Source organism: Sulfitobacter sp. (assembly GCF_039977885.1).
GTDB lineage: Bacteria > Pseudomonadota > Alphaproteobacteria > Rhodobacterales > Rhodobacteraceae > Sulfitobacter.
On the sequence record NZ_JBDWCI010000003.1, the window covers coordinates 243,968 to 267,437 of the forward strand.

21 protein-coding genes and 4 tRNA genes are annotated in these 23,470 nt (G+C 57.8%); 16 read left to right on the top strand and 9 right to left on the bottom strand.

Going from position 1 to position 23,470, the window contains the following annotated elements:
- Positions 1-7: 7 nt before the first annotated feature.
- Together ABJM03_RS01780 and ABJM03_RS01785 are read right to left on the bottom strand one after the other, a co-directional pair.
- On the bottom strand, positions 8-283 hold the full coding sequence (locus ABJM03_RS01780) for a hypothetical protein (RefSeq protein WP_348415167.1): 276 nt from the start codon (positions 281-283) through the stop codon (positions 8-10).
- Entirely contained in the window at positions 283-1,176 is an 894-nt protein-coding gene (locus tag ABJM03_RS01785) for an SPFH domain-containing protein (RefSeq protein ID WP_348415169.1), read from the bottom strand. Before ABJM03_RS01785 ends, ABJM03_RS01780 begins: the two co-directional genes overlap by 1 nt.
- A gap of 109 nt (positions 1,177-1,285) precedes the next feature.
- Between ABJM03_RS01785 and tgt the strand changes: the two genes are divergently transcribed.
- Positions 1,286-2,413 carry a tRNA guanosine(34) transglycosylase Tgt gene (gene tgt / locus ABJM03_RS01790; RefSeq protein WP_348415170.1) on the top strand — a complete coding sequence of 376 codons (1,128 nt, stop codon included), beginning with the start codon at positions 1,286-1,288 and terminating at the stop codon, positions 2,411-2,413.
- Positions 2,414-2,480: 67 nt separating this feature from the next.
- On the opposite strand, the gene ABJM03_RS01795 is transcribed toward tgt, so the two are convergent.
- Together ABJM03_RS01795 and ABJM03_RS01800 are read right to left on the bottom strand one after the other, a co-directional pair.
- A complete protein-coding gene (locus ABJM03_RS01795; RefSeq protein ID WP_348415172.1) occupies positions 2,481-2,864 on the bottom strand; it encodes an ectoine synthase in 384 nt (127 codons plus the stop codon).
- A 120-nt stretch (positions 2,865-2,984) separates the two neighbouring features.
- Complete coding sequence (locus tag ABJM03_RS01800; RefSeq protein WP_348415173.1) at positions 2,985-3,845, bottom strand: aldose 1-epimerase family protein; 861 nt, start codon at positions 3,843-3,845, stop codon at positions 2,985-2,987.
- Positions 3,846-4,171: 326 nt separating this feature from the next.
- On the opposite strand from ABJM03_RS01800, the gene lon reads away from it, so the two are divergent.
- The 8 genes from lon to ABJM03_RS01840 all read left to right on the top strand — a co-directional run bounded on the left by lon (position 4,172) and on the right by ABJM03_RS01840 (position 9,131).
- Complete coding sequence (gene lon / locus ABJM03_RS01805) at positions 4,172-6,583, top strand: endopeptidase La (RefSeq protein ID WP_348415174.1); 2,412 nt, start codon at positions 4,172-4,174, stop codon at positions 6,581-6,583.
- Between the two features lie 228 nt (positions 6,584-6,811).
- Entirely contained in the window at positions 6,812-7,225 is a 414-nt protein-coding gene (locus ABJM03_RS01810; protein WP_348415175.1) for an HU family DNA-binding protein, read from the top strand.
- An 80-nt stretch (positions 7,226-7,305) separates the two neighbouring features.
- Positions 7,306-7,380 (top strand) — tRNA-Val (locus ABJM03_RS01815).
- Positions 7,381-7,478: 98 nt separating this feature from the next.
- On the top strand, positions 7,479-8,054 hold the full coding sequence (locus ABJM03_RS01820; protein ID WP_348415176.1) for a histidine phosphatase family protein: 576 nt from the start codon (positions 7,479-7,481) through the stop codon (positions 8,052-8,054).
- Positions 8,055-8,095: 41 nt separating this feature from the next.
- A tRNA-Val gene (locus ABJM03_RS01825) sits at positions 8,096-8,171 on the top strand.
- A 28-nt stretch (positions 8,172-8,199) separates the two neighbouring features.
- Positions 8,200-8,276 (top strand) — tRNA-Asp (locus tag ABJM03_RS01830).
- A 262-nt stretch (positions 8,277-8,538) separates the two neighbouring features.
- Positions 8,539-8,931: an MAPEG family protein gene (locus ABJM03_RS01835; RefSeq protein ID WP_348415177.1), complete on the top strand. Its 393-nt coding sequence runs from the start codon at positions 8,539-8,541 to the stop codon at positions 8,929-8,931.
- Positions 8,932-9,054: 123 nt separating this feature from the next.
- Positions 9,055-9,131 (top strand) — tRNA-Asp (locus ABJM03_RS01840).
- A 53-nt stretch (positions 9,132-9,184) separates the two neighbouring features.
- Here ABJM03_RS01840 and ABJM03_RS01845 read toward each other — a convergent pair.
- A complete protein-coding gene (locus ABJM03_RS01845; RefSeq protein ID WP_348415178.1) occupies positions 9,185-9,994 on the bottom strand; it encodes a hypothetical protein in 810 nt (269 codons plus the stop codon).
- A 78-nt stretch (positions 9,995-10,072) separates the two neighbouring features.
- On the opposite strand from ABJM03_RS01845, the gene ABJM03_RS01850 reads away from it, so the two are divergent.
- Positions 10,073-10,945 (top strand): glycosyltransferase family 2 protein, encoded by an 873-nt coding sequence (locus ABJM03_RS01850; RefSeq protein ID WP_348415179.1) that lies wholly within the window; start codon positions 10,073-10,075, stop codon positions 10,943-10,945.
- Here ABJM03_RS01850 and ABJM03_RS01855 read toward each other — a convergent pair.
- Positions 10,942-11,685: a DsbA family protein gene (locus ABJM03_RS01855; protein WP_348415180.1), complete on the bottom strand. Its 744-nt coding sequence runs from the start codon at positions 11,683-11,685 to the stop codon at positions 10,942-10,944. The genes ABJM03_RS01850 and ABJM03_RS01855 overlap by 4 nt on opposite strands.
- A 134-nt stretch (positions 11,686-11,819) precedes the next feature.
- On the opposite strand from ABJM03_RS01855, the gene ABJM03_RS01860 reads away from it, so the two are divergent.
- The 4 genes from ABJM03_RS01860 to prfB all read left to right on the top strand — a co-directional run bounded on the left by ABJM03_RS01860 (position 11,820) and on the right by prfB (position 18,153).
- On the top strand, positions 11,820-12,962 hold the full coding sequence (locus ABJM03_RS01860) for an aminotransferase class I/II-fold pyridoxal phosphate-dependent enzyme (RefSeq protein WP_348415181.1): 1,143 nt from the start codon (positions 11,820-11,822) through the stop codon (positions 12,960-12,962).
- 63 nt (positions 12,963-13,025) lie between these two features.
- Positions 13,026-14,240, top strand: a complete 1,215-nt coding sequence (locus tag ABJM03_RS01865) for an N-acetylmuramoyl-L-alanine amidase (protein ID WP_348415182.1) — start codon at positions 13,026-13,028, stop codon at positions 14,238-14,240.
- 163 nt (positions 14,241-14,403) lie between these two features.
- On the top strand, positions 14,404-16,947 hold the full coding sequence (locus ABJM03_RS01870) for a PBP1A family penicillin-binding protein (RefSeq protein ID WP_348415183.1): 2,544 nt from the start codon (positions 14,404-14,406) through the stop codon (positions 16,945-16,947).
- A gap of 81 nt (positions 16,948-17,028) precedes the next feature.
- On the top strand, positions 17,029-18,153 hold the full coding sequence (gene prfB / locus ABJM03_RS01875; RefSeq protein WP_348415184.1) for a peptide chain release factor 2: 1,125 nt from the start codon (positions 17,029-17,031) through the stop codon (positions 18,151-18,153).
- A gap of 22 nt (positions 18,154-18,175) precedes the next feature.
- Here prfB and ABJM03_RS01880 read toward each other — a convergent pair whose 3' ends face one another.
- Positions 18,176-18,742 carry a GNAT family N-acetyltransferase gene (locus tag ABJM03_RS01880; RefSeq protein ID WP_348415185.1) on the bottom strand — a complete coding sequence of 189 codons (567 nt, stop codon included), beginning with the start codon at positions 18,740-18,742 and terminating at the stop codon, positions 18,176-18,178.
- 183 nt (positions 18,743-18,925) lie between these two features.
- Here ABJM03_RS01880 and ABJM03_RS01885 point away from each other — a divergent pair, with 183 nt between their 5' ends.
- Both ABJM03_RS01885 and ABJM03_RS01890 read left to right on the top strand, forming a co-directional pair.
- Positions 18,926-20,335, top strand: coding sequence for an amidase (locus ABJM03_RS01885; protein ID WP_348415186.1), 1,410 nt, complete (start codon positions 18,926-18,928; stop codon positions 20,333-20,335).
- Between the two features lie 55 nt (positions 20,336-20,390).
- On the top strand, positions 20,391-20,873 hold the full coding sequence (locus ABJM03_RS01890) for a GNAT family N-acetyltransferase (RefSeq protein WP_348415187.1): 483 nt from the start codon (positions 20,391-20,393) through the stop codon (positions 20,871-20,873).
- A 48-nt stretch (positions 20,874-20,921) separates the two neighbouring features.
- Here the strand turns inward: ABJM03_RS01890 and ilvN are convergent, their stop codons facing one another.
- Together ilvN and ABJM03_RS01900 are read right to left on the bottom strand one after the other, a co-directional pair.
- Positions 20,922-21,482, bottom strand: coding sequence for an acetolactate synthase small subunit (gene ilvN / locus ABJM03_RS01895; RefSeq protein ID WP_348415188.1), 561 nt, complete (start codon positions 21,480-21,482; stop codon positions 20,922-20,924).
- 57 nt (positions 21,483-21,539) lie between these two features.
- On the bottom strand, positions 21,540-23,291 hold the full coding sequence (locus ABJM03_RS01900) for an acetolactate synthase 3 large subunit (protein ID WP_348415189.1): 1,752 nt from the start codon (positions 23,289-23,291) through the stop codon (positions 21,540-21,542).
- Between the last annotated feature and the right edge of the window lie 179 nt (positions 23,292-23,470).

The following is a 23,470-nucleotide window of genomic DNA, read 5'->3' on the forward strand; positions in this document are numbered from 1 at the left end:
GGGGGGCTCACCCCTCGTTGATGTCACGTTTGATGATACGCGCGCCGCTCGACTGGCTTTTGAACACCCGCTTCAGACCGATCCATGCCAGCAAGGATAGCGCAGCAAATAGGGCCAGCAAGGCCGCAGTGTTGGAAATCACCCCAAGGGCAACCACGGCCGTCATTGCCAAAGCCCCCAATGCAAACCCCAGAAACACCGATGCGGGGATCATCAGCTCGATCGCCGCAAGGATCAGCGCCGCGGACAGCCAAATCCACCAGATATGCAGATAGGCCTCCATCAGCCGCGCCCTTTGAGCAGTTTGAATGCATCGCCAAAGGCTGCGAGGGCCTCGGAGGGGACGATGACCGTGTTGCTGCCCTGACCGCTGCTCATGGTCCCCAGCGCCTCTACCTGTTTGAGCGCGATCTGATATTGCGCCGCCTCCAGCCCGTTCTCATTGATCGCGGTGGCCACGACCTGTGTCGCGTAGGCTTCGGCATCGGCCAGCACGCGGCGGGCCTTGGCTGTCTGCTCTGAGGCATAAAGCTCGGCATCTGCGGCCAGTTCAACCGCACGTTTGGAGCCTTCGGCCTCGGTCACCTGAGCGCGGCGCGCGCGTTCGGCGTTGAGCTGTTGCATCATCGCGGCGCGGGTCGCGGCATCCAGATTCACGTCCAGAATTTCAGCGCGGGTGACCTCGATCCCCCAGTTTTCAACGGCCTCGACCACGTTTGTCTTGATCGTGGTGATCAACGCCGAGCGGTTGGCCTGTACTTCGTCCAGATCCATCTTGCCGATTTCCGCACGCACAATGCCGGCAACAGTGGTGGCAATGGCGCTATCGATGTCGCGGATACGGTAGACCGTCTTTTCCGGCTCAATGATGCGGTAGAACACAGAAGTATCGACCTGCACCAAGACGTTATCGCGGGTGATGGCGTCTTGGGATGCGGTGGGCAATTGCCGCTCGAGGATCGAAATCTCATGGGCGACTTTGTCAAAGAAAGGTACAATCAGGTTGATCCCCGGCCCAAGCACCGAGCGGAGGCGGCCAAACCGCTCGACCACATGTTGTTCGGATTGCGGGACGATCTGAACCCCTTTGAAAACAACAATGATCAGCACGCCGGCCAAGAGCAGCCAGCCGATATTGCTTGCTAGGATATTTATTAGAACTTCTTCAATTGGCACCGCAGGTTTCCTTGTGTTTTGTATCTTTTCAATGTGGGGTAGAAATGCGCTGATTGCAACACGACTGAGGCTGCGGTAGGGCAGCGCAACCGCAAATAATAGGCCCGACATGACAGCATTTTCATATCAGACCCACGCCACCGATGGACGCGCGCGCACCGGCGTAATCACAACGCCGCGCGGCGAAATCCGCACACCCGCGTTCATGCCCGTGGGCACGGCTGCTACCGTCAAGGCAATGATGCCGGAATCTGTCGCCGAGACGGGCGCGGATATCTTACTGGGCAACACCTATCATTTGATGCTGCGCCCCACGGCAGAGCGGATTGACCGCCTGGGGGGGCTGCATAAGTTCATGAACTGGGACAAGCCGATCCTCACGGATTCTGGCGGGTTTCAGGTGATGAGCCTTGCCAGCCTGCGCAAACTGACCGAGCGCGGCGTGACCTTCAAAAGCCACATCGACGGCAGCAAACACGAGATCACGCCAGAGCGGTCCATGGAGATCCAAAAGCTGCTCGGCTCGGATATTGTGATGTGTTTTGACGAATGCCCCGCGCTGCCTGCGGACCGCGACCGGATTGCCAGCAGTATGGAGCTGTCGATGCGGTGGGCCAAACGCTCACGCGAGGCCTTTGGCGATCGCCCGGGCCATGCGTTGTTTGGTATCCAGCAGGGCGGGTTGGAACAAGACCTGCGCCAGCAAAGCGCCGAGGCGCTGCGCGAGATCGGTTTTGACGGTTACGCTGTGGGCGGGCTTGCTGTGGGCGAGGGGCAGGAGGCGATGTTCGACTGTCTTGACTATGCGCCCGAGCAGCTGCCGCAGGACAAGCCGCGCTATTTGATGGGCGTGGGGAAGCCGGATGACATTGTGGGTGCTGTTGCGCGCGGGATTGATATGATGGATTGCGTGCTGCCGTCGCGTTCTGGCCGCACAGGGCAGGTGTTCACCCGTCACGGCGTGCTCAACATCAAAAATGCCCGCCACGCGGATGATCCGCGCCCGCTGGATGAAAACTGTGGCTGCCCGGCATGCCGGAATTACTCACGCGCCTATCTGCACCATGTCTTCCGCAGTCAGGAGATGATCAGCTCGATGCTGCTGACATGGCATAACCTGCGGTACTATCAGGATATTATGGCAGGTATGCGCGAGGCGATTGCAGCAGGGACCTTCACGGCATGGCAGTCCGATTTCCATGCTGGCCGCGCGCAGGGTGATATTGATCCACTTTAGACGTGGCGCGGCTTTTGGGTGTTGGTATCCTAGGCCTCCGCTATGCCGAAGCCTGCGAGGCACGCGCTTAATCTTTGCTGTAACTGCCGTCAGAATCATGGACTTCTCGGCCTGATAAGGGGGGCGAGAAGGCGCAGATCAGCCGCAAGTCACCTTTGATGGCGCGCAGAATATGTTTGTCGTGATTGTCGAGCGCATACATCGTTCCGGGCTGAATGGGGTGTTTCTCTCCTGTGGCAAGGTTTTCAACCTCGCCAAGCCCCTCAATGCAGTAATTTGTCTCAAGATGGTGTTTGTATTCGAGGTGTAATTCCGCGCCTTCCTTGACCAAGGTATCATGCAGGGAATAGCCCATTTTATCCTCTGCCAGAACAAGGCGGCGGCTTTCCCAGCCCTCACCACGGGCATGTCGCCATGTGTTTATGATGTGGGCCAGTTTACGAACAATCATCTGTTTTCCAACGTGTTTTTCAGGTGAGGAAGGCTGTGGGTCTTGGCGTGTGGATTTAACGTACCCCTGTCTGCAAGAGGACTCCGAAAAACGCCGTTTGCAGCGGTTGTGGTTTTGGTCCTAGCTTGAGACGGTCACGGAATATCCAAACGCTGCACGTTCCTTGGGGGGCAGGGTGATGCTGTTCGGGCGCTGTGCGATTTGCGGACCGTCCCCCACATAGGATGCGGTACCGTGCCATGGTTCGATACACAAAAATGGTGCGCCTGTGGGGCGCCAGAGGGCCAGATCGGGCAGGTTGTGGAAGGTAAAGGAGAGCGTGGGACCGGATTGGGGGCCATAGCGCAGGTTGTCTGTGCCATTGGGAAATACCAATGCGCCATCATCAAACAGGTGTTCAGCTATTTCCAGATCACCATGCTCAAAGAGGGAGGCGAGAGGCGCGGGGCGCAGCAGCCCGTCTGGAGTAATCGCACGCCTTTGCGGCGATCCTCCCCCTGCAAGTGTAACGTGGTGGGGCTGCTCCTGAGCATGAGGCAGGGGCCAGCGGAACGCGGGGTGAAAGCCGAAACCGAAGGGCATCGGTTTGGTATCGTTGTTCTGCACTTCGGCCTCTACATGCAATGTCTGCCCCTCAAGCCGGTGGGTGATGCGCAGGGCAAAGGCAAAAGGATATACCGCGCGGCTGTCTTCGGTATCGTATAGCGCATGGGTGCATGCGGTCGCATTCTGCGCCTCGAGGGTAAAGATACTGCGCCGGGCAAAGCCGTGTTGGGGCAATGTGGCAGAGTGATCGCCCACGGCCACGATATCATCTACCGCGCGCCCCACGATGGGAAACAGCACCGGCGCACGCCCCGTCCAGAATGCTGCATCACCATCCCAGAGGAAATCTTGGCCTGCTGCATTGCGCAGATATTGCATTTCCGCACCCAGATCGGCGACGCTGAGATTAAGGTGGTCATTGACGAGAACTGGCATAAAAACTCCGCTGCTGGATGGGGCAGGGGTAATTTGTCACGTAAGCCTGTGCCGTCAACAGTTCATCTGTGCCCTTTGTATGTTCGGGAAGGGGATTGGTGATCGGGGGCAAGTTTCAGTGCTGATGCGTCACTTTCTTTCGAACTTGGCCGAAATCGCAGTTGCCGATCACGGGGCTTCGCGCCATGTTAGGGAAAACGCCTGTAGAAACGCAGGTAACTATTGAAACAGGCAGGCAGGGTGCCCACATCCCTAGCCATACAGGAAACGACCCGATGTCGCCTCAAAGAGGGACGGGGCCGTTTTGCCAAGTTAAGGAAATGAGCATGCAAGAGCCATTAAACGCGAGCTATCCCGTACTCCCATTGCGCGATATCGTCGTCTTCCCCCATATGATTGTGCCGCTTTTTGTAGGCCGCGACAAATCCGTGCGCGCCCTCGAAGAGGTCATGGCCGATGACAAACAAATCCTGCTGTCCAGCCAGATCGACCCGGGTGTGGACGATCCTGACAGTGACGGTATTTATAAGGCCGGTGTGCTGGCCAATGTTTTGCAGCTGTTGAAGCTGCCCGATGGCACGGTCAAAGTGCTGGTTGAAGGGCAGGCCCGTGTTCGTATCACCGAATACCTCGAAAACGACAGTTTCTTCGAGGCGCGTGCCGAATATCTGACCGAAATGCCCGGCGATGCGGATACCACCGAGGCGCTGTTGCGTTCGGTCGGGGAAGAGTTCGCACGCTATGCCAAGGTCAAGAAAAACGTGCCGGATGAGGCGCTGACATCAGTGACAGAAGCCTCAGATCCCGCGCGGCTTGCGGATCTGGTGGCAGGGCATCTTGGCATCGAGGTCGAGCAAAAGCAGGACCTGCTGGAAACGCTGAGCGTTTCTGACCGGCTGGAAAAGGTTTACGGCCTAATGCAGGGCGAGATGTCTGTGTTGCAGGTTGAGAAAAAGATCAAAACCCGCGTGAAAACGCAGATGGAGAAAACCCAGCGCGAATATTACCTGAATGAGCAAATGAAGGCCATTCAGAACGAATTGGGCGATGGCGAAGACGGCAAAAACGAAGTTGTCGAGCTGGAAGAGCGGGTGGCAAGCACCAAGCTGAGCAAAGAGGCCAAGGAAAAGGCCGATGCCGAGATCAAAAAGCTCAAAAACATGAGCCCGATGTCCGCCGAAGCCACAGTTGTGCGCAATTACCTTGATTGGATGTTGTCCATCCCATGGGGTGTGAAGTCACGCGTGAAAAAGGATCTGGCCAAGGCCGAGGCCGTGCTGGATGCGGATCACTACGGCCTTGAAAAGGTCAAGGAACGCATCGTCGAATACCTTGCGGTACAGCAACGCTCCTCCAAGCTCAAAGGCCCGATCATGTGTTTGGTTGGCCCTCCGGGTGTGGGTAAAACATCGCTGGGTAAATCTGTGGCAAAGGCCACAGGGCGCGAGTTCATTCGCATCTCTCTTGGTGGTGTGCGTGACGAATCCGAGATCCGCGGCCACCGCCGGACCTATATCGGCTCTATGCCCGGTAAGATCATTCAGGCGCTGAAAAAGGCGAAAACCACAAACCCGCTTATCCTGCTCGACGAGATCGACAAGATGGGTCAGGATTTCCGTGGCGACCCTGCATCGGCCATGCTCGAAGTGCTTGATCCGGAACAAAACGGCACGTTTGTCGATCACTACCTCGAGGTCGAATATGACCTGAGCAACGTGATGTTCCTGACCACGTCCAACAGCTATAACATGCCCGGGCCATTGCTTGACCGGATGGAGATCATCCCGCTGTCAGGCTATACCGAAGATGAAAAGCGCGAGATTGCAAAGCAGCACCTTGTTGCCAAGCAGGTCAAGAACCACGGCCTCAAGGCCAAAGAGTTCGAGATCGAGGATAGCGCGCTCACCGGCATGATCCGTTACTACACCCGCGAGGCGGGCGTGCGGAACCTTGAGCGCGAGATCGCAAAGGTCGCGCGCAAGGCGTTGACCAAGATCGTGCGCAAGGAAGTCGACAGTGTGACCGTCACCGGTGACAATCTGAACGAATTCCTCGGGGTGCAAAAACACCGCTATGGTTTGGCCGAAGAGGAAAACCAGATCGGTGTGGTCACGGGCCTTGCCTATACCTCTGTGGGCGGCGAGTTGCTGCATATCGAAGCGCTGCGCCTGCCGGGCAAGGGCCGGATGAAAACAACCGGTAAGCTGGGCGATGTGATGAAGGAAAGCATTGACGCGGCAAGCTCTTATGTCCGCTCGATCAGCCCCTCCATCGGGGTGAAGCCGCCGGTGTTTGACACGATCGACATCCACGTGCACGTCCCCGACGGGGCAACGCCCAAGGATGGCCCATCGGCAGGTCTGGCCATGGTGACGTCTATCGTTTCCGTGCTGACCAAAATCCCTGTGCGCAAGGATATCGCCATGACAGGTGAAGTCAGCCTGCGCGGGAATGCCATGCCGATTGGCGGATTGAAGGAAAAACTGCTTGCTGCCTTGCGGGGCGGGATCACCACGGTCCTTATCCCCAAAGACAACGAAAAGGATCTGCCGGACATCCCCGACAACGTCAAAGAAGGGCTGACGATTATTCCGGTCAGCCATGTCTCTGAGGTGATCGAACATGCGCTTGTTTCCAAGCCGGAACCGGTCGAATGGGACGAGGCCGCCGAAGAAGCAGCAGCAGCGGCGGCTTTGCTGGCCAAACGCGGCTCCGGTGATGGTGCCACAGCGCATTAAGCAGCGTGATGTTGCACCTTGAATTAATGAAAGGCCCTGCATCTGATGCGGGGCCTTTTTCCGTTTTCATGGGCCTATCGCGGGATTTATGGGCAGCTTGAATTAGTGTCGGCACACAAATGCCACGCTAAATATGGGGAATCGCAGGCTGGACTAGCTATTTTTCCCTGTTTTGCGTATCGTTAACAAAATGATGAAATTCATTGAGTAACGAGAGCGGGAAATAAAATGGCTACAGCAACCAAGACTTCGAGCAAATCAAAAACCACAGTCAAAGCGCCAGCGGCTGCGGCGGTGTCCAAAGTCGACACCGATAGCGCGCCAAAGGCCGCAACGGCATCTCCTTCTGTTGTTGAGACATTGGCTCCGGTGGTGACCGACGAGCTGCGCAAAAAAGAGCTTTTCGAGCTGGTTGTTGAACGCTCGGGCATGAAGAAAAAAGACGTAAAGCCCGTGGTCGAGGCGATGCTGGCCGTACTGGGCGATGCTCTGTCCGAGCAGCGCGAGATGGACCTGCCGCCGTTGGGTAAACTGAAAATCCAGCGTGGCAAAGAATTGTCTGACGGCCGTGCGCTGGTGCTTAAACTGCGTCAGAAAAACTCCCAACTTAACCGCAAAACAACGCCGCCTGCGGCTGACTGAACCTACGGTCCGGCAGGGTTTGAATTTACAAATGCTCCGCCCTTGCACGGGGGGGAGCATATGGGTATTGCAGCTGCCGAGGGTGATTAGCTCAGTGGTAGAGCGCTTCGTTCACATCGAAGATGTCAGGAGTTCAAATCTCTTATCACCCACCACTTATCTATAAATAGCTGGATGAGGTGCTTTGCATTGAACGGTTTTATTTATTCAAAGCAACGCTTTGTGGTTCTTTCCTGCAGCGGTAGGTGCTGAAATGAGCGATTTTCCAGAACTTTATATATTGCGCCACGGCGAGACCGAGTGGAATGCGCAAGGCAGGATGCAGGGTGCACTTAACTCACCTTTGACGCCTACCGGGCGGGAACAAGCCGAGCGGCAAGCAAGCATTCTTGCGCAGTGTGATTTGTCGGGATTCGATATTATCAGCAGCCCCCAAGGGCGGGCATTCGAGACGGCGGGAATCGCTTTGGCACGTCAGGTCAGCCATATCCGGACCGACGACGGCTTGCGCGAAATTGGTGTCGGGCTTTGGGCGGGCAGGTTGAGAAGCGATTTATCGCAAGGAACGGACATTACCGAGGGGCCAGACGGTGCTTTGGCACTTTATGAAAGGGCTCCGGAGGGGGAAGGTTTTCCCGCGCTCGAACAGCGGTGTGAGGCGTTCCTGGAAACGATATCACGTCCTAGTGTGTTGATAACACACGGAATAACATCTCGCATGTTGCGCTGTATTGTCACCGGCGTGGGGCCTGCGGGGCTTGAGGATATTGGTGGCGGGCAGGGCGTGGTGTTTCATTTGAAAAATAGGTTACAAAAACGTCTTGAATGAGGTTGCCAAGCCGAAAAGGTTAGTCTAAATCACGCCATATCGGGTCGTTAGCTCAGTTGGTAGAGCGCTTCGTTTACACCGAAGATGTCGGGAGTTCGAGCCTCTCACGACCCACCACTATCCCCTTATGGGGTGCGATAAATGCGCGGTTGTAGCTCAGCTGGTTAGAGTACCGGCCTGTCACGCCGGGGGTCGCGGGTTCGAGCCCCGTCAACCGCGCCATTTTATCAATTTCAGTTAAATTCAACTATCTAATGCCATACGGCAGCAGCCTTTGCTTTGGATTGTCGCAAGTTGTGCACATGCTGTGCACCGACTGTACACCGGTAGGGGGCTGACGTGCGCTGCGAGGGGTTGATCCGGGATTCGAGGGGGGGGGGCGAAGGACACGCAGACGTGAAGTCTGGGGTTCGTGGTTTTTGAAGAGTATTGGCTCCCGAGTGCTATGTCCGGTTCATAGCTCTGTTAGTCAAAGGTGAAATCCATGTCCTCCGAACTCTCTATCCTCGCTCTATACGCTTTGCTGGTTGTTGTGACCATTTTGCTGAACGTTTTAACCGCCATGGGGCAGGTGGGGCTGTTGACCCTCGGAGGGCCGCGCGATGGGATGGCGCCGCTTACGGGTATGGCAGGGCGGATTGCGCGGGCGCTGGATAACTCCGTTGTGGCGATGGCGCTGTTTGCGCCTGCGGTGCTGATGTTGACCCTTCAGGAGGCGCTGACGTCCGGCACCTTGCTTGCGGCGCAGGTGTTCTTGATTGCGCGCGTTCTGTTCTTGCCGATCTATGCGTTTGCAGTTCCTGTCCCGTTCTTGCGCACGGTTGTGTGGCTGGTCGGATTTGCGGCGACCATCTATTTGTATCTTGTGGCGCTGTAGCGGGATTTTTACTGATTTTTCGGAAAGAAATTCCCGATGGGCAACTTAAGCTCTTGACGGTCACCACCCCTTGGAATATTCCGCACAAACGCTCTGAGGGCATCGCCCGATGAGACGCAGCGCGCGGTTGTAGCTCAGCTGGTTAGAGTACCGGCCTGTCACGCCGGGGGTCGCGGGTTCGAGCCCCGTCAACCGCGCCACTGCTGCTTTGAAAAGCCTCCCTTCGGGGAGGCTTTTTTGATTTCACAGGGTTTTATGGTGCAGGGGCGAATCCAAGGGTTGTCTCGATGCGGGAATCAAGCTGGCTGTGCATCCACGCTTTGTCGGCATCGTCCCATGCTTCGGGGGCAGGGAGGCGGTCGGCGACGGCTGCGGTCCAGCGGTTGCCCATGCGGCGTGTGACCGGGGCATAACCCTGCTCGGTGTAGGTCAGGTGAAAGGCTTTGCTGAGATCCGCAAGAAAGGCTTGGGGGGCAGCGTTGAACGCATCCAGCGAGACATAGACTACCGAAGCCCCGCGCGTGGGCAGGCCCAGCAATGCGCGGTGTTTGAGATTGCGCATGGCGAATATGTTTTCATAGCGTGCGCCGGTGACCGGGTGGCGGTCCCATTGCAGCTCTTCTCCCAATGGTTTGAGGCGCGGGGCGATATTGTCGAAATGCCCCATGTCATCGACGCAGGATATCCATTCGTGGCGCAGGAAAGCCGGAAAATCGAGCCGCTGGATCTCTGGCGCGGCGTGCCATGGACGCTTGTATAGGGAATGTGCCCATTTATCGGGGGCACGCAGGGCGCAGATCGTCAAAAAACTGGGTGGTAGGGCGATCATGGCGGGCACGGCATGTTTCCATCCCAATGCCTCGGTGCGGCGAATGCGCAGCGCGTCCTGCACGGTTTTACGGATCACATTGGTGCCACAGCCGCGTTCGCCCAGAACCTGAAACCGGTCAACTGGGGTGTCATGTGCCTTGTGGATATGCCATCCGGTCCGCGCCATATCGGCGGCGAGAACCGTTGCAAAAGCGTCAAAGCCGGCAGGGTTGGAAGTTTGGGTCATTGTCATTTAACTTCTCTCGCGGCTTACTGCGTCAACAGCCCGCACTGTGCTTAATTTGCGGCAAAAAGAAAAGAAGGAAGAGGCATGCAAACAGCAGCCGCAGTGACAATGGTGCGCGATGATGCGTTTTTTCTACGCGCATGGTTGCGCCATTACGGAGAAACCCTGGGGCGACAGAATTGTTATGTCATCAACCACGGCTACGGCGAGGAAGTGGCAGAGCTGGCCAAAGGGTGCAACATCATCGGCATCCCCGGTGATCCGCATAAAAACTTCGACGTAAAGCGGTGGGGTTTGCTGAACAATCTGGTAGGCGGTCTGCGTAAATATTATCGCCATGTAATTGTCGGGGATGTAGATGAATTGGTTGTGGTCGACCCCGAGGCGGGGATGAACCTGTTGCAATTCCTTGAGGCAGCCCCCGAAAAGCGGGTGCTGACGCCTGTGGGGTTGGAGGTTATCCACCGCGTTGACCTCGAACCGGAAGCTGTGGGGGATCACATCATTGGCCCGCGCCGCTATGTGCGCCCTGCGCCGCATTACTCGAAACCTTGCGTAATCTCGGCTGCGGCAAAAGTTTCGCGAGGGGGGCATTTCACCCAATACCCCAAGCTGCACACGCCGGATGCGCTGTATCTGTTCCATCTCAAGTTCTGTGATTTTGATCAATACGCAGGTGCGATGGACCGCCGTAATGCCATCACCCAAGACATGGGCGATGACATCAAAGGGACCTCTATCGGGCGGCATTGGTTTGGCGCAGAGCGCGGTGAAGACCGTGCCATGTTCGAGGATTTCGCCAAGCTGAAGCTGGAAGAAGAGTTTGACCTCGGGCATCTGCGCAAGCGCATGCACCGTTCGTTCAAGCCGCGGGGCGATACGGGGTATTATGAGTTCAACCGCCCCGATCCCGGTACGCAGTACCAGTTACCGGAGCGGTTTGTCGGTGTGATCTAGCCGCGTTTGTCGCTGACGATCGCCTGCATCTGTTGCAGCGGCAGATAGCCGCGAAGCAGCTCGTCCTGCATCACGAATGTCGGCGTTCCGTTGATAGCCAAGGCACCGGCCAGCGCGCGGGTTTGTGCAATCTCGGCGGTGACGTCTTCGCTATCCATACGCGCTTCGATGGCTTCCATGTCCAGGCCAAAGGTGCTACCCAGGCGGCGCAGGGCAGGCAGGGTGATGTCGCCCTGAAAGCTCATCAGCGCGTCACCGATTGCCTTGTAGCTGTCGCCGCCAGCGAGCTGTTTCACCGCAACGGCGAAGCGCGAAGCCAGAACCGAGCCATCCCCGAGGATGGGCAGCTCTTTGACGATCAGCTTGATGTTGCCATCTGTTTCCAGCAACTCGGCCACCTCGCTATGGGCGCGGCGACAATAGCCGCAGCGGTAATCCAGAAATTCGACCAGTACGATGTCGCCGTAGGGGTTGCCGCCCACGTAGGAATAGCCATCGTCAAAAAGCGCATCGGCGTTTTGTGCCACCAGATCAAAGTCGGCCTTGGCCTGTTTTTCGGCTTCGCGGGTTTGCAGGACTTCGACGGCCTGCATGATGACTTCGGGATTATCGAGCAGGTATGACCGGACCTCGGCGCGGAACAGGGCGCGCTCTTCGTCGGTCATCGGGGTCAGGTCCTGAGCAAAGCCAGCAGTCGCAACAGCAGTCAGCAGGGCGGAGGTGGCAAGAAGGCGTTTCATATCGGTCTCACTTTTGATGGGCGGCACGTTACGGCAGCAATCAACACATCTGGGCCGCACTGCCAAGGGGAAGCTATTGACGAACCCCTTGCGATCAGATGAAACCGCACTGATCCCAGTCTAGGAGCGGTGCCATGCGAAATTCAACCCGATCACAAGTCGATCCCTTTATTGTGATGGATGTAATGCAGGCTGCCGCGCGTGCCGAAGCGCAGGGGCGTCATATTATACACATGGAAGTTGGCCAGCCGGGCACCGGTGCCCCCAAGGCTGCGACACATGCGCTCACCCGTGCGATGGAGGAGGGGCCGCTGGGGTATACGGTTGCTTTGGGGGTGCCGGCGCTGCGGGCGCGTATCGCGCAGATGTATGGTGAATGGTATAACGTAGACCTTGATCCGGCACGGGTTGTGATCACCTCGGGGTCCTCGGCGGGGTTTGTTCTGGCCTTTACGGCGCTGTTTGACAGCGGCGACCGTGTGGGAATTGGCGCGCCGGGTTATCCCAGCTATCGGCAGATTCTGGGGGCTTTGGGCATGACGCCGGTGGATTTGCCCGCGGCGGCGGAAAACCGGTATCAACCCGTGCCGCAGGATTTTGCAGGGCTGGATCTGCGTGGATTGCTGGTGGCCTCACCGGCCAACCCGACGGGCACCATGTTGGATCACAGCGCCATGAGCGCGCTGATCGGGGCGTGCCATGACACAGGCGCGTCGTTCATCTCGGATGAAATTTACCACGGTGTGGAGTATGAAAAGAAGGCTGTGACCGCGCTTGAGGTCACTGACGAGTGTTACGTCATTAACAGCTTTTCCAAATATTTCAGCATGACAGGCTGGCGCGTGGGCTGGATGGTGGTGCCCGAAGATCAGGTGCGCGTCGTGGAGCGGATTGCCCAGAACATGTTCATCTGTGCGCCTCATGCCAGTCAGGTGGCAGCCCTCGCAGCGATGGATTGCGAGGATGAGTTGCAGGCAAATATGGATGTCTACCGCGCCAATCGTGCGCTGATGCTGGAGGGGCTGCCCAAGGCGGGGTTTGCCAATATCGCGCCGCCGGACGGGGCGTTTTATGTCTATGCCGATGTGAGTGATATCACCGATGACAGCCGCGGACTGGCCGCCGAGATACTTGAGCGGGCAGGGGTTGCGGTGACGCCGGGGCTGGATTTTGACCCCGTTCGCGGGCATCGCACCTTGCGGTTTTCCTATGCGCGCGGCACCGATGACATCCGCGAAGGTCTGGCGCGACTCAAGGCGTTTATGGACGCGCGCTGAAGCGCTGGACCGCTGTGCGCGCGTGGTGATAAGCTGCGCCTAACCCCCGCGACCGGAGCCGTAATGAAACGATTTTTTGTAAGTCTTATCTGTGCCTTGTCCTTTGCAACGCATGTGGCATCTCAGGATTTGACCGCATTGGCGCGGGTCGAGCCATCGCAAAGCGCGATCAAGGATGGCTGGTTTGGCCGTACAGATATCACTTTGCAGCTCAGTCAGGGCGTGCCGTTTCGAGTTTTCACACTGGACGCGCCCGCGCGGTTGGTTGTCGATTTCCGGGAGGTCGATTTCAGCGGCCTTGAGGCTTCTGATCTGTTGCAGGACGGTGGGCAGATTACGGGGCTGCGGTTCGGGGCGTTTCAGCCCGGTTGGTCGCGGTTGGTGGCTGATTTGGCCGAGCCGATGCTGGCCACGCAGATCGGTATGCCGGTGGACCCCAACACCGGGCGCGCGACCCTTGGCATCACCCTCAAAACCGTGAGCGCCGAAGAATTTGCCAAATCCGCCGGCACCCCGCCTGATCCGAATTGGGCACCTGCCTTTCTTGCTCCGCCCAAGCCGGCAGTGGTGGATGACGGTCGCTTTGTTGTGGTGCTTGATCCCGGTCACGGCGGCGTCGATCCGGGGGCCGAGCAGGAGGGGCTGAATGAAAAGCACCTGATGCTCAGTTTTGCGCAGACGCTGGCCGATGTGCTGCGGCGGCGTGGCGTTGAGGTGGTTCTGACGCGTGAAACCGATGTTTTTGTCGCCCTCGAGCGCCGCGTGGCCATCGCGCATCAGGCCAATGCTGATGTATTTATCTCGCTGCACGCCGACAACCTGAGCCAAGGCGGCGCGCGCGGTGCCACGGTTTATACCCTGTCTGAGGATGCGGCAGATGCGGCCACAGCACAGCTGGTGGCGCGGCATGATCGCTCGGACGTGTTGGCGGGGGCAGATCTGACCGGTTCGGAGGATCAGGTCGCTGAGATATTGCTGGATTTTGCCCGCGCTGAGACGGGGCCGCGCTCGGACGCGCTTGGCCGTGCTTTGGCGGCAGGCATGGAGGATGCGGGCGGCCCGATGAATCGCCGCGCTGAACGGCAGGCGGGTTTTTCAGTACTCAAATCTGCCGATATTCCCTCTGTACTGATCGAGATCGGTTTTCTGAGCTCAAAGCGTGATTTAACCAATATTAGTGATCCTGTCTGGCGGCAGGGTATGGCCGAGGGGATTGCCCAGGGCCTATTGGACTGGCGCGACGCAGACGAGGCGCGCGCGCCGCTTGTCAGGCAGTAACCGCAAAGCTTTGATGCGCTGGACCCGGACGGCCAGATATCTGATGGAAAAGTAAAAAACTGGGCGGGAGTCCGCGCTTTTTCCCCATGCTTGCCTTTTGACCATTGCACACGGCTCGCGTATAGAAGGGGGAATTAAACAGCCATCACAGGAGCTGTCGCGCGTGTTTCGGATGATCCTTTCTTTCTTCGGGGGTATTTTTACCACCCTGACCATGTCTATTGGCATGGTGGCGCTGACCATTGGCGCGGTTTTCTGGATGTACGGGCGCGATTTGCCCAGCCACGAATCCCTTGCCTCCTACACGCCGCCGACAATCAGCCGGATTTATTCGGGGCAGGGCAAATTGATCGATGAATTTGCCACTGAACGGCGTCTGTTTGCCCCTGCGGATACGATTCCGCCGTTGGTGAAACAGGCGTTTATCTCGGCTGAGGACAAGAATTTCTACGAACACGACGGCTATGACCTGCGCGGCATCGGTGCCGCGGCGGTGGATGCGGTCCGTTCGCGTGGACGCGACGTGCGCGGTGCTTCGACGATCACCCAGCAGGTGATGAAGAACTTTTTGTTGTCCGGTGACCGCCGTGCCGAGCGTAAGATCAAAGAGATCATCCTTGCGGCCCGTCTGGAAGAAACACTGCCAAAGGAAAAGATTCTCGAGCTGTATCTGAACGAGATTTTCCTGGGCCAGAACTCATACGGTGTGGCCGCGGCCAGCCAGACCTATTTCAACAAGACCTTGGCACAATTGGCCCCGCATGAGGCGGCAACTCTTGCCAGCCTTCCCAAAGCGCCGTCCGATTTCCACCCCGTGCGCCGCAAGGAACGTCTGTTGTCACGCCGCAACTTTGTTCTGCGCGAGATGAAAGAGAACGGGTATATCACCGAAGCCGTATACGAGCAGGAACGCGATATGCCGTTGCGGTCTGTTCAGAATGGCGATTTTGACAGCTTTAAAAAAGAATTGCCGCCGCGGGACTATTTTACGGATGAAATCCGGCGTCAGCTGTCCGAGGATTTCGGCGAGGGTGAGTTTTTTACCGGTGGTCTGAGCGTGCGCGCGACCATCGACAACGAGATGCAGCCCATCGCAGCAGATGCGTTGCGCCGCCAGCTGGAACAGTTTGACCGTGGGTCAGGTGTCTGGCGCGGCACCCGTCAGACATTGCCTGCCGAAGCATTGGTAGATGAGGCAACATGGCGCGATGCGTTGCGCAAGCTGCGCGTGCCCCGCGATATCATGCTTGAAACCCAATGGTTCCCTGCCGTGGTCCTCGAAGTAGGGGCCAAGGGCGCGCGATTGGGCATCGAAAGCGTGGAAACGGCTGAGGGGGGCAACTGGGTCCCGCCGAAGGATATGCAATGGGCCCGCAAACGTCTGTCGAACGGGCAGTTGGGTGCGCGCGGTAATCTGGTTGAAGTCGGCGATGTGGTGCTGGTGCGCCGCATGGTGGCAGATGCAGATGGATCGTTCATCCGCTGGACGCTGCGGCAGGTGCCCGAGGTGCAAGGTGCATTCGTGGCAATGGACGTGAACACCGGTCGCGTGATCGCGATGCAGGGCGGGTTCAGCTATCAGGCTAGCGTATTCAACCGCGCCACACAGGCCAAACGCCAGCCCGGTTCAAGCTTTAAGCCCTTTGTTTTCGCCGCAGCGCTGGATAGCGGATATAGCCCTGCAACTATCGTTGTGGATGCTCCGATCGAGATCAACACACCTCAGGGTGTATGGCGGCCCAAGAACTCTTCGAACCGCTATTACGGGCCCACGCCGCTGCGCACGGGGATCGAACAGTCGCGCAACCTGATGACCATTCGACTGGCTCAAGAGGTCAGCATGAATGTGGTTGGCGATTATGCCGAACGGTTTGGTGTCTATGAAAACCTGTCGCCCGTTTTGGCCAATGCCTTGGGCTCGCAAGAAACGACATTATACCAGATGGTGGCGGCCTATGCGATGTTTGCCAATGGCGGTGAACGGGTCACGCCAACTTTGGTCGACCGCGTGCAGGACCGCTATGGCCGCACTGTATACAAGCATGACACCCGCACCTGTGACGATTGCAAACAGGCGACCCTTGCGCCGGGGGTAGCACCGCGGGTCGTTTCAAACCGCGAGCGTGTGATGGACCCGGTTACGGCCTATCAGCTGACGTCGATGATGCAGGGTGTTGTCGAACGCGGCACCGCGCGCAAATCCGTGAACCTGAGCGTGCCGACAGCCGGTAAAACCGGCACCACAAACGATTCCAAAGACGTGTGGTTTGTAGGCTTTACCTCAAACATCGTGGCAGGCTGTTACATCGGCTATGACCAGCCGCGCAGCATGGGGCGCAGCGCCTCGGGCGGTGGCATGTGTGGTCCGGTGTTCCAGCGCTTTATGTCCAAGGCTGTACAGAAATACGGCGGCGGCAACTTCAACGTCCCTGAAGGTTGTGAGTTCATCAAGATCGACCGTTTCACCGGTGCGCGGCTTGGCTCGGATGCGTCGGGCGACAATGTTGTGTCAGAATGTTTCCGCGAAGGCGAAACCATCGATTTCGGTATTACCTTTGATGGCGGTTTCGCCATGGGCGCCGATCTGCCGCTGGTTGAGGCTGTGGGCGGTGCAAAAGCCAAAGAGGTCACAACCTCTTCGGGTAAGAAAGCCATTGTTGGCCCGAAGGCGGGCTTTGGCTCTCTGAGCTCTGGTGGACTCTACTAGCCTTGTCGCCAACGCGGCACTGGTCTATCACGTGAGCGGCTCCTGTCAGCGGGGGCCGCTCTTATTATTCCGGGACAAATCATGCGCGCAGAAGTACAAAGTACCGTCGAGAAAATCCGCAAATCGCTGGAGCTGTTGGGCCAGCGGCTCAACGTTGAGACGGCACCCTACCGGTTGGAGGAATTCAACGCACGGGTCGAGGACCCGACGCTGTGGGATGATCCGGCTGCGGCGCAAAAACTGATGCGCGACCGGCAGGGGCTGGTGGATGCGATGGCGACCTATGACGGCATCAAGGGTGAGCTTCAGGATAATATCGACCTGATCGAATTGGGCGAGATGGAAGAAGATACCGAAGTTGTCGCCGAGGCCGAGGCAGCGCTTTCCGCGCTGGCAGAGAAGGCGGCACAAAAAGAGCTTGAGGCGCTTTTGGATGGTGAGGCCGACAGCAACGATACCTTTTTGGAAATCAATTCGGGTGCCGGCGGGACCGAGTCCTGCGATTGGGCCAGTATGCTGGCACGGATGTATGTCCGCTGGGCCGAGAAGAAAGGCTATACCGTCGAGCTGCAATCAGAGAGCGCAGGCGAAGAAGCCGGTATCAAATCGGCGGCGTATAAGATCAGCGGCCATAACGCATATGGTTGGCTGAAATCCGAAAGCGGCGTGCACCGTCTGGTGCGTATTTCGCCCTTTGACAGTGCCGCCAAGCGGCACACCTCCTTTACCTCGGTAAAGGTCTATCCGGTTGTGGATGACAACATCGAGATTGAGGTGAACCCCAGCGATATCCGCATTGATACCTACCGTTCTTCGGGGGCTGGTGGTCAGCACGTGAACACCACCGATTCCGCTGTGCGGATCACCCACGCGCCCACGGGCATCGTTGTGACCAGTTCGGAAAAATCCCAACACCAGAACCGCGATATTGCGATGAAGGCGTTGAAATCGCGCCTGTATCAGATTGAGCTGGATAAGCGTTCGGCGCTGGTGAATGAAGTGCATGAAAACGCGGGGGATGCCGGATGGGGTAACCAGATCCGGTCTTATGTTCTGCAACCCTACCAGATGGTCAAAGACCTGCGCACCAATTTCGAGACCTCCGATACCAAAGGTGTGTTGGACGGTGATCTGGACGGGTTGATGGGGGCGACATTGGCCTTGGCTGTATCAGGCAAAAGCCGTGCGGAAGCGCAGGAAAGCTGAGGTCCTGCGCCGCCCTATGGCCTTAGCGGGGCATCATGGCCGGAAACAGCTTTTGCAAGTAGCCGCGTGTGTCTGTGAACATCTCGTAGAACAGGGTCATCGGAGTGGGGTGCGGCAGGTTTAATGCCGCCTCGGATTCGCCAACGGTATATCTGATCACTGCGTCATGCTTTTTTGCCAGATGCTGCATACGCTTGTTTTCTTTCAGGCAAAGCATGCTGATCGACGCGATGTTGCGGTTCTGGGAGGCGGTCAGGACGCGGTCTAACAGGGCATCGCCGATTCCTTTTTCCTGATAGGCAGGTTCTACCAGAAAGGCGGCCTCGGCTTTCTTGGGCCATGTGTTCGGGACCAGCCGTAATTCGGCGATGCCGTGCAGTTCCTCACCGAAGAACGCGCCATAAGCTGTTGTATCCGCTTCCAAAATCCCTTCGGCATAGGTTTTCAGAAACGCGTCGCTGACCGTGCCACAAAACCGCATCCGACGGGTCGGCTGATCCAGATTCTGGAAGAAATTGACCAATGTTGCCTTATCGGACTGCCACAAGCGGCGGATAATGGTTGGTCTATGATTGAACTGCGGGGTCATCTCGGGGCTCTTCACTGTTTTATTAGCTGTCTTGGCCTCCCGTGGAGTTGACGTAGTGCTGCGCTGCGGCAATGTCTAGTCCTCATGAATAATTAACCATGATTAATCGAAAAGCTGCCGGTTCAAAGGCGATACGCTGGTAAAGGATTGCGTGCTGCGCGTTTTGAGTGCTTGTTGAGCGGTATGGATATTCTTGAAATGGATGCGCTGGCCCAGTCTGCCGCGCTTGAAAAGGGCGAATTATCAGCTGCTGCGCTGATGGAAGCCACGTTGGACCGGATCGATGTGGTCAACGGAAAGGTCAATGCGATTGTCAGCCTGCGTAGCCGCGCGGAAAACATGGCCCTTGCGTGGGCTGCGGATGGTGCCCCGCGTAAGGGGTGGCTGCATGGAATACCGATTGCGATCAAGGATCTGGCCAATGCGGCGGGCCTTCCCACCTCGATGGGGTCACCGTTATTTGCAGGGCAGGTGGCGCAGGCTGATGACACGTTTGTGGCGCGATTGTGTGCCGCTGGGGCGCTTGTTATCGGCAAGACGAACACGCCGGAGTTCGGCTTGGGCAGCCATACGTTCAACCCTGTGCATGGGGCCACGCGCAACCCTTACGACCTGACGCGCAGTGCGGGGGGATCATCAGGCGGCGCAGCGGCCGCTCTTGCTTGCGGGATGTTAAGTGTGGCGGACGGATCTGACATGATGGGCAGCCTGCGCAATCCGGCAGGGTGGAATAACGTCTACGGGATGCGCCCCACATGGGGTACCGTCCCGTCCCAACCCGAAGGGGATATGTTTCTGCACCAGTTGTCGACATCCGGCCCGATGGCGCGCAGCCCTGCGGATCTGGCGGCGCTGTTGGACACGATGACAGGCGCTGATCCGCGGTTGCCATTGAACACCCACAGTGCGCCCACGTTGGCGGGGATCAACGCGACCCCCGAAGGGCTGCGCATCGGTTGGCTTGGGGATTGGGGCGGGGCGTTTGCCTATGAGGAGGGGATTGCCGAGGTATCGCTAGCTGCTTTGGACCGTATGGGCGGGCTTGGCCACCGGATCGAGCCACTAGCGGCACCCTTTGATGCGGACCGGATGTGGCAATCTTGGACAGACTTGCGCTCTTTTGCTGTGGCGGCAGGGTTGGGAGCGTTGGTTAAGGACCCTGCGCGCCGCGACCAGTTAAAGCCCGCCGCCCTTTGGGAGGTCGAGCGTGGGCTCGCAATGTCGGCGCAGCAGGTACAACAGGCAAGCGCGATCCGTTCGGATTGGTTCCGCCGTGCCACGAGCTTGTTTGATGCATGGGATGTGCTGGTACTGCCGTCGGCGCAGCTGTGGCCGTTTGACGTCGACTGGACCTACCCAAAGGAGATCGCCGAACGTGCTATGGACAGCTATCACCGCTGGATGCAGGTGGTGATCCCTGCGGGCCTGATCGGTTTGCCTGTGGTGAATGTGCCTGCGGGGTTCGGGCCGAATGGCCTGCCTGCGGGGCTGCAACTGATCGGGAAGCGCGGTAGTGACGCTGATTTGTTGCGTTTGGCACAGCAATGGCACCTGACGACAAGCTGGCCGGAAACCCGCAGGCCAATCCTGTGAATAGCCGACCCCTCCTTGCATTTGCCAAATCCTCGGCCGGGAAGAAAGGACGGGTATGAGCCAAATCAGAACAAGGCCCCTATCCGCAGATGATGCCGAAGCGGCCGCAGCTATCTACTTTGATGCGGTGCATAAGGGGACGGCCGATGTCTATTCGGATGCAGAGCGCAAAGCATGGGCAGGCAGCGCGCCCGATCCAGTCGCATGGCAGTATAAGCTTCAACGCATAGAGGGGATTGCCGCACAGAGTGACGGCGTGATGATCGGGTTCATGACGCTGGATGCAGGGGGCTATATCGACCTTGCTTTTGTCAGGTCAGACTATGCCCGGCGCGGTGTCGGTCGGTGCTTGTATCAATGGGTCGAAGCACGCGCGGTGGCGGCGGGTATTGAGAGGCTCACGACTGAGGCCAGTAAAGCAGCCAGACCTTTCTTTGCAGCGCTTGGATGGCAAGTTGATCAGGAGCAGGTCGTCATCATGGATGGGGTCGGTTTGACCAACTACAAGATGTCAAAACGGCTGGGAACAAAGGCCTAGGGTGCGAAACCCGACAAGCGGACCCCGCACCCTAGGAAAAACAATCCGTTACGTGCCGCGAGACAGGGCCGCAACGCCAGTGCGGGCGACATCAATCAGGCCCAGAGGGCGCATGAGATCAGCGAAGGCGTCGATCTTTTCGGGCGCACCTGTGATCTCGAAGACAAAGCTTTCCAACGTGCTGTCGACCACATTGGCGCGGAAGATATCGGCAAGCCGCAGGGCTTCGACACGTTTGTCGCCGGAACCTGCGACCTTGAACATCGCCAGCTCGCGCTCAACAGATGCGCCTTCCACGGTGAGGTCGTGGACCTCGCGCACAGAAATGATGCGGCCGGTTTGTGCCTTGATTTGCTCAATCACCTGCGGCGTGCCGCGCGTGACGATGGTGATGCGGCTCAGGTGGCCGGTGTAGTCCACTTCGGCCACTGTGAGGCTGTCGATGTTATAGCCACGGCCCGCAAATAGCCCGATCACACGGGCCAGAACACCCGGTTCGTTCTCGACCAGCAGCGCCAAGGTGTGGCGTTCTTCCACGTCCGAGAAATTGGGGCGCAGGTTATAGGCGGAGTGGCTGTTGGAGCCTTTTTTGATGTTTAGAGCTGACATGTCTATGTCTCTTTTCTTTGCTATATTGGCGAGGAGGAAGGGCTGGTGAGGCGGGCCTCAGACCAGCAATTTCCCTGCGGCATCAATCGCGGTCTGGGTGTTCACATCGCCCATGATCATCTCGTTATGCGCCTTGCCCGACGGGATCATCGGGAAGCAGTTTTCATGTTTGGTCACCAAACAGTCAAACAGAACAGGCCCGTCATGGTTGATCATTTCCATGATCGCATCATCCAGATCATCAGGGTCAGAGCACAAGATGCCCTTTGCGCCAAAGGCCTCGGCGAGTTTTACGAAATCGGGCAGGCTCTCGGACCAGCTGGATGAGTAGCGCTCGCCGTGCAGCAGCTCTTGCCACTGGCGCACCATACCGAGGCGTTCGTTGTTGAGGATGAACTGTTTCACGGGCAGGCCGTATTGCATGGCGGTGCCCATTTCTTGCATGTTCATCAGCCACGATGCCTCGCCGGCGACATTGATCACCAATGACTCGGGATGCGCCATCTGTACGCCAATAGACGCAGGAAAGCCGTACCCCATGGTGCCAAGCCCGCCAGAGGTCATCCAACGGTTGGGATCTTCAAAGCCGAGATATTGCGCCGCCCACATCTGGTGCTGGCCCACTTCGGTGGTGATATAGCGATCGCGGCCTTTGGTCAGCGCCTCAAGGCGGGCAAGGGCGTGCTGTGGTTTGATCACAGAGCCTTTCTGCTCGAACTTGAGGCAGTCAACCGCGCGCCATTCCTCGATCTGCTTCCACCATTTGGCAACCGCGGCCGAGTTTGTCTTGCGGCCACGCGATTTCCAGACCTCGAGCAGGTCTTCGAGCACATGCCCCACGTCGCCCATGATCGGGATGTCCACGCGGATCACCTTGTTGATCGAGCTTGGGTCAATGTCGATATGGGCCTTTGTGGAGTTCGGGCTGAATTTGTCGACAACGCCGGTGATGCGGTCATCAAAACGCGCGCCGATGTTGATCATCAGGTCACAGCCGTGCATCGACATGTTGGCTTCATAGGTGCCGTGCATGCCCAGCATACCCAGCCATTTATCACCCGAGGCCGGATAGCAGCCAAGGCCCATCAGCGTGGAGGTGATCGGAAAACCTGTCGCCTCGACCAGTTCGCGCAACAATTGCGACGCCGCAGGGCCGGAGTTGATGACGCCGCCGCCTGTGTAGAAAACCGGCTTTTCGGCGACTTCCAGCGCCTCTACCAGTTCGGTGATCGCCTCCATGTCGCCTTTGAGTTGGGGTTGGTAATGTGATTTTACCGAGGCCTTCGCGGTATAGTCGCCATTGGCGAACTGCACATCCTTGGGAATATCCACCAAAACGGGCCCGGGGCGGCCAGAGGTGGCAATGTGGAATGCCTCGTGGATCACACCCGACAGTTTGTCGGTCTCTTTCACCAGCCAGTTATGTTTGGTGCAGGGGCGGGTGATGCCAACGGTATCGGCCTCTTGGAACGCGTCCGAGCCGATCATGAAGGTGGGCACCTGACCGGAAAGCACCACAAGCGGGATGCTGTCCATCAACGCATCTGTAAGGCCCGTCACCGCGTTTGTGGCCCCTGGGCCAGAGGTCACCAACGCCACGCCGGGTTTGCCGGTTGAGCGGGCATAGCCTTCGGCGGCATGAACTGCCGCTTGCTCATGGCGGGCAAGCACGTGCTTGATATTGTTTTGCTGAAAAATTTCGTCGTAGATCGGTAGGACAGCGCCGCCGGGGTATCCGAATATCGTGTCCACACCCTGATCAATCAGGGCTTGAACGATTATTTTGGCTCCGGTCATTTGGCGTGTCATTGTCTTGCTCCGTGCGGCGGTTTGGTTTGTGTGTCTGGCATAAAAAAGCCCCCGAGTGTGTCGGAGGCGCATGGGGTCGAATATGGTGTACCGTTACCGGCCCATGCGCGTGTGTCTCATAATGACGACTAGATCGTTCATGCCCTCGGGCTCCTTCATGCGTGGGGCGACATTATGAG

What these genes read in the sequence shown, in the direction of transcription:
- ABJM03_RS01900 (WP_348415189.1), bottom strand. Translation starts at nt 23,291, where the DNA reads ATGACACGCCAAATGACCGGAGCCAAAATAATCGTTCAAGCCCTGATT.
- ABJM03_RS01835 (WP_348415177.1), top strand. Translation starts at nt 8,539, where the DNA reads ATGTCCTCCGAACTCTCTATCCTCGCTCTATACGCTTTGCTGGTTGTT.
- ABJM03_RS01890 (WP_348415187.1), top strand. Translation starts at nt 20,391, where the DNA reads ATGAGCCAAATCAGAACAAGGCCCCTATCCGCAGATGATGCCGAAGCG.
- ABJM03_RS01865 (WP_348415182.1), top strand. Translation starts at nt 13,026, where the DNA reads ATGAAACGATTTTTTGTAAGTCTTATCTGTGCCTTGTCCTTTGCAACG.
- tgt (WP_348415170.1), top strand. Translation starts at nt 1,286, where the DNA reads ATGACAGCATTTTCATATCAGACCCACGCCACCGATGGACGCGCGCGC.
- lon (WP_348415174.1), top strand. Translation starts at nt 4,172, where the DNA reads ATGCAAGAGCCATTAAACGCGAGCTATCCCGTACTCCCATTGCGCGAT.
- ilvN (WP_348415188.1), bottom strand. Translation starts at nt 21,482, where the DNA reads ATGTCAGCTCTAAACATCAAAAAAGGCTCCAACAGCCACTCCGCCTAT.
- ABJM03_RS01795 (WP_348415172.1), bottom strand. Translation starts at nt 2,864, where the DNA reads ATGATTGTTCGTAAACTGGCCCACATCATAAACACATGGCGACATGCC.
- ABJM03_RS01855 (WP_348415180.1), bottom strand. Translation starts at nt 11,685, where the DNA reads ATGAAACGCCTTCTTGCCACCTCCGCCCTGCTGACTGCTGTTGCGACT.
- ABJM03_RS01845 (WP_348415178.1), bottom strand. Translation starts at nt 9,994, where the DNA reads ATGACAATGACCCAAACTTCCAACCCTGCCGGCTTTGACGCTTTTGCA.
- ABJM03_RS01820 (WP_348415176.1), top strand. Translation starts at nt 7,479, where the DNA reads ATGAGCGATTTTCCAGAACTTTATATATTGCGCCACGGCGAGACCGAG.
- ABJM03_RS01850 (WP_348415179.1), top strand. Translation starts at nt 10,073, where the DNA reads ATGCAAACAGCAGCCGCAGTGACAATGGTGCGCGATGATGCGTTTTTT.
- ABJM03_RS01780 (WP_348415167.1), bottom strand. Translation starts at nt 283, where the DNA reads ATGGAGGCCTATCTGCATATCTGGTGGATTTGGCTGTCCGCGGCGCTG.
- ABJM03_RS01860 (WP_348415181.1), top strand. Translation starts at nt 11,820, where the DNA reads ATGCGAAATTCAACCCGATCACAAGTCGATCCCTTTATTGTGATGGAT.
- ABJM03_RS01880 (WP_348415185.1), bottom strand. Translation starts at nt 18,742, where the DNA reads ATGACCCCGCAGTTCAATCATAGACCAACCATTATCCGCCGCTTGTGG.
- prfB (WP_348415184.1), top strand. Translation starts at nt 17,029, where the DNA reads ATGCGCGCAGAAGTACAAAGTACCGTCGAGAAAATCCGCAAATCGCTG.
- ABJM03_RS01885 (WP_348415186.1), top strand. Translation starts at nt 18,926, where the DNA reads ATGGATATTCTTGAAATGGATGCGCTGGCCCAGTCTGCCGCGCTTGAA.
- ABJM03_RS01800 (WP_348415173.1), bottom strand. Translation starts at nt 3,845, where the DNA reads ATGCCAGTTCTCGTCAATGACCACCTTAATCTCAGCGTCGCCGATCTG.
- ABJM03_RS01810 (WP_348415175.1), top strand. Translation starts at nt 6,812, where the DNA reads ATGGCTACAGCAACCAAGACTTCGAGCAAATCAAAAACCACAGTCAAA.